The 4,727-nt window shown below is 58.2% G+C and carries 3 protein-coding genes; all 3 read left to right on the top strand.

Annotation, left to right across the window (positions count from 1 at the left end; translation table 11 throughout):
• Window positions 1–1,036 (top strand): ABC transporter substrate-binding protein (locus HMPREF2928_RS08635; protein ID WP_246823596.1); only part of this gene is annotated, 1,036 nt, incomplete at its 5' end.
• Window positions 1,037–1,479: 443 nt separating this feature from the next.
• Window positions 1,480–3,189 carry an ABC transporter family substrate-binding protein gene (locus HMPREF2928_RS08630; RefSeq protein ID WP_070688274.1) on the top strand — a complete coding sequence of 570 codons (1,710 nt, stop codon included), beginning with the start codon at window positions 1,480–1,482 and terminating at the stop codon, window positions 3,187–3,189.
• Window positions 3,190–3,521: 332 nt separating this feature from the next.
• On the top strand, window positions 3,522–4,727 hold a 1,206-nt coding region (locus HMPREF2928_RS08625; protein WP_070688272.1), incomplete at its 3' end, for an ABC transporter substrate-binding protein.

The following is a 4,727-nucleotide window of genomic DNA, read 5'->3' as shown; positions in this document are numbered from 1 at the left end:
CCTCTTCAACGAAGGCTTCGTGGACAACCCCCACCCCGAGCTCGGTTGCGGCCCCTTCACCCTGGCACCCAACGGCTGGAACTCCTCCGAGAAGACCTTCACTGCTGTGCCCAACGACAAGTGGTGGGGCGAGAAGCCCAAGCTGGACCGCATCGTCGTGCGTGAAATGGCAGACGCCGCAGCACGCGCCGCGTACAAGAACGGCGAACTGGACGTCGTCGAGTCACGTACCCTCAGCGCCTACAACGAGATGAAGGACGTTGCGAACTCTGAAATCCGCCGCGGTCGCCGCCTCTTCGCCGGCGGCATGAACCTGAACGCAGAGCACATCACTGATGTTGCTGTCCGTAAGGCAATCTTCCTGGGTATCGACCGTGGTGCTCTGGCAAAGATTCGCTTCCAGGGTCTGCCCTACGAAGAAGAAGTTCCCGGCTCGATGCTTCTGTTGGGTTCCTCCCAGTACTACCGCGACAACTACCCGGCACGTAACCCGGAGGAAGCACGCAAGGTCCTGGAGAAGGCAGGCTACACCAAGTCCGGCGACTTCTACGCGAAGGACGGCAAGACCATCACCCTGAAGCTGACCACCTTCGGTGATGACGCCACCACCAAGGGCCAGGCACAGACCTTCATCCAGAGCATGAAGGAAATCGGCATTAACTTCGAGCTCGATTCGCGTGCACAGTCTGAATTCTCGAAGGTTGTTGGTAACCGCGAGTACGACGTAAGCATTTCGGGCTTCGGCGTGACCTCCGAGCCGACCAGTGCAGCCGAGTACTTCTACCACTCCAAGAACTGGAACGGCGTCGGCACCCCCGAAATCGACGCTATGGTCGACGAGATGGTCACCATCCTCGACGACGCTAAGCGCGCCGAGAAGTGCAACGAAATTGAGAAGAAGCACATGAGCGAGGTTTGCCTCTTCATCCCGTTCCTCAATGGTCCGGACTTCAAGGCATGCCGCCCGAAGCTCGCTAACTACGGTGCGTTCCTCTTCAAGACCACCGACTGGTCTACCGTCGGCTGGATGGCATAAGCCGCAGTTTTAAGCTCCCTGCCCCCTATACGTTTTCGCAGTGTCGTATAGGGGTGGGGAGTTTTTTCTTGTGGAGGGTTCAGCGCGCTTTAGCTGCCCCGACGCTGTGCTTGTAACTTGTAACAACTCTCAAAGCACCGGGTGTGACGCGCTCGCGCGCCAATGCGACATAATATTTCATTTTTTAGTTTTCGCACGCGGCTTCCGCGTGATGATGCGGGTTCAGGTGCTGAACCCGTGATTTTTAGACGGTGTATAGTTCTTCCAGAGTCTGGACTGTGGTCTGCGTCGCTTCTTTTGGGGGTATACTGTGTTTCAACCACAAACAATGTGGGGGCTCTCACAAAGGTGACGGGCGGGAGCTTCGGCGCTCCCGCAAAATCGGCGCACAACACGGTGCGCTTATCAAATAGCACCTAAGCCCTCCGGCATGAGGAGAATACATGACTCATCTACGTATTAATCGCCGTACCCTGCTGACCGGCACCGTTGCCCTGGGTACCGTCGGCCTGCTCGCTGCATGCGGCGGCGGCTCTGACAAGAAGATCAGCGGTAAGGCTGCATCAAGCACCGAGGAAATCGTCAAGAACCTCGAAATCAACAAGCAGGACCGCTCCTCCCTCAAGCAGGGTGGCGAGTTCCGCGGTAGCGTCTCTGCAGTCGGCCCGAACTTCAACATTCTGACCCAGAGCGGCTACACCACCGAGAACCTCACCGCATTCGGTGGCGCCTGCAACATCCCCTCCGCTATCGGCTTCACCTCCCTAAGCCCTGCCGGCGACTACAGCCTCAACGACGACTACGTCAGCGACTACAAGGCTGAGACTGTTGACGGCGTGCAGACCATCACCTTCAAGCTCAACTCTAAGGCTGTCTTCAACGACGGCACCCCCGTTGACATTGAGGCAATCCGCGCCGCGTGGACCGTCTACCGCAACCCCGATGACGGCTACAACGTTATCGCCGCTCCCTTCTGGCAGCAGGTAGCATCCATCGACCCCGTGGATGGCGACAAGACCCGCGTCAAGATCGTCATGTCCAAGCCTCTGTACCCCGCTGAGACCCTCGGCCTGCTCGGTCTGCACCCCGCACTGACCGACAAGGAGCTCTTCAACAACGGCTTCGTGAACAAGCCCATGGATCAGTACTGGTCCGGCCCCTTCAAGATTGGCGAGTGGAACTCTTCGGCTAAGACCCTCACCCTCGTTCCCAACGACAAGTGGTGGGGTGAGAAGCCGCTGCTGGATCGCATCATCTGGCGCGAAATGGGCGACGAAGCAGAGCGCGCAGCGTTCAAGAACGGCGAGCTGGACAGCATCGGCTTCGCTGGCCTGGCAACCTACAACGCTGTCAAGGGTCAGCCCGGTGTTCAGATTCGCTCCGGCCAGAGCGTTGGCGTGATTAACCTGCAGTTCAACCCGACCCGCGTGACCGACACCGCCCTGCGCCGTGCAGTCTTCGCCGCGGTTGACCGCTCCCAGCTGGCTAAGGTCAAGTTCGGCCAGATCAACTGGGAAGAGCCCCTGACCGGCTCCCTGATTGCTATGCCCTTCCAGAAGGGCTACCAGGACGCTATGCCCTCTAACCCCGGTGCCGAGGCTGCGGCAAAGATTCTGGAAGCAGCAGGCTACTCCAAGAATGGCGACTACTACGCCAAGGATGGCAAGACTGCAGGCTTCTCCATCACCTACTTCGGTTCGGATGCAACCTCCCTGGCTCAGTTCCAGAACCTCGAGCAGCAGCTCAAGGCAGCAGGTATTAAGCTCGAGCAGGACAACCAGCCGCAGTCCCAGTTCAACTCCGTGATGGGCGCTAAGCAGTACGACTGCGCCTTCTCCGGTTGGGGTATTGGTGCTGACCCCGCAGATAGCGTTCAGTACTTCTACACCAGCGAAATCAACGAGGGTGTGGGTGATCCTGAACTGGATAAGTACATCGCGTCCATTTACGAGAAGGAATCCCACGAGGAGCAGTTGAAGATGGCTGCTGAGGCTGAGAAGCAGCACATGGAGAAGGTCGCTATTTACTTCCCCTACGCTAACGGCCCCAGCTACGCAGCTGTGAAGGAGAAGCTGGCTAACTACGGTCCTTCCCTCTTCGCAACCAGTTACACCGACCCCAAGCGCTGGACCAATGTGGGTTGGCAGAACTAAAGCCACAGGTTAATTTTCTGGATTCCTATTCGGTGGTTTCTGAATTTTTGGAGGCGCCGGCATAAGACTCCGGAAGGGTAAAGTCCCGCGGTATTCCGCCTTAGAGGCGGGGTGCCGCGGGGCTTTTCTGTGTTTTTGATGGGTGGTTTTGTGGTGGGGTGGTTTCGGGAATTGGCTGAAATATTTTCCTTGAAACGGTGAACTGGGTCATAGTGCGTGGGAAATGTGTGTATACTATTGCCAATGCAAAATGTGCGTGCTGTCACAAAGGTGTGCGGGTTGTGTTCCCCCGCGTACAGCAAAGCAGCATCCCACCTAACTGAGGAAAACTAATGACCACTTTCACCCTCAACCGTCGTACCCTGCTCACCGGCACCGTTGCCCTGGGTACCGTCGGCCTGCTCGCAGCATGCGGCGGCAACTCCTCCAAGACCGAGAGCAACGCTCTCTCCGCTGGCGACGACCTGTCCAAGGCAGTCTCCTACAACGAGAAGGACCGCTCCGCCCTTAAGAACGGCGGCGAGCTGCGACTGAGCGCAGACGGCATTGGCCCGAACTTCAACATCCTCAACACCAACGGCTACACCGCAGGTAACCTGAACATTCAGGCGGCCATTAACTCCTCATTCACCGGTGGCTACTACGCTGATTTCCGCGGTGAAGGCCACATGAACGAGGACTACGTCACCGAGTACAAGGCTCAGACCGTTGACGGCGTGCAGACCGTGACCTTCAAGATTAACCCGAAGGCAGTCTTCAACGACGGTACCCCCATCGACGTGAACGCCGTCAAGAGCTACCAGACCATCTACACCGCCGCGGCATCCGGTTCGGATTACCAGATCACCCCCTCGCCCATCTGGGAGCAGGTCGCAAGCGTCGAGGCAGTGGACGGCGATACCCGCCACGTGAAGGTCACGATGTCCAAGCCCTGGTACCCCATCGAAGGTAGCTTCACCTCCTTCCTGCACCCTGCATTCGTCGACGTCGCATTCTTCAACGACGGCATGAACGGTAAGCCCCTGGACCAGTACTGGGCAGGCCCCTTCAAGGTCGGCGAATGGAACTCCTCCTCCAAGGTCCTCACCGTTGTCCGCAACGAGAAGTGGTGGGGCACCCAGCCTCTGCTCGAGCGCATCACCTGGCGTGAAATGAGCTCCCAGGCAGAGCAGGCAGCCTTCAAGAACAACGAGATTGACTACGCCGACGCAAGCACCCTCAGCTCCTACAACGAGCTCTCCAGCGTCAGCAACATCGATATCCGCAAGGGTAGCGCGCTGGCCGTGGGCAACTACGAAATCAACCCCGAAAAGATGCCCCTGCCCGTCCGCCGCGCATTCGTTGCAGCCCTGAACCGTGACCAGCTGCTCAAGCTGCGCTACGAGAAGCTTGGCTGGAAGGAAAACCTGCCCGGCTCCATGTGCATGCTGCCCATGCAGGAAGGCTACCAGGACAACTACCCGACCAAGCTCGGCAAGGACGTCGCCACCAAGATCCTTGAGGATGCAGGCTACACCAAGAACGGCGACTACTACGAG

It is taken from the genome of Rothia sp. HMSC072B04, assembly GCF_001813725.1.
GTDB lineage: Bacteria > Actinomycetota > Actinomycetes > Actinomycetales > Micrococcaceae > Rothia > Rothia mucilaginosa.
The sequence above is the reverse complement of the archived record's forward strand: the minus strand, read 5'-3'. Positions and strand labels throughout refer to the sequence as shown.

Coding starts and splice junctions, on each gene's coding strand:
- HMPREF2928_RS08630 (WP_070688274.1), top strand. CDS start 1,480: ATGACTCATCTACGTATTAATCGCCGTACCCTGCTGACCGGCACCGTT.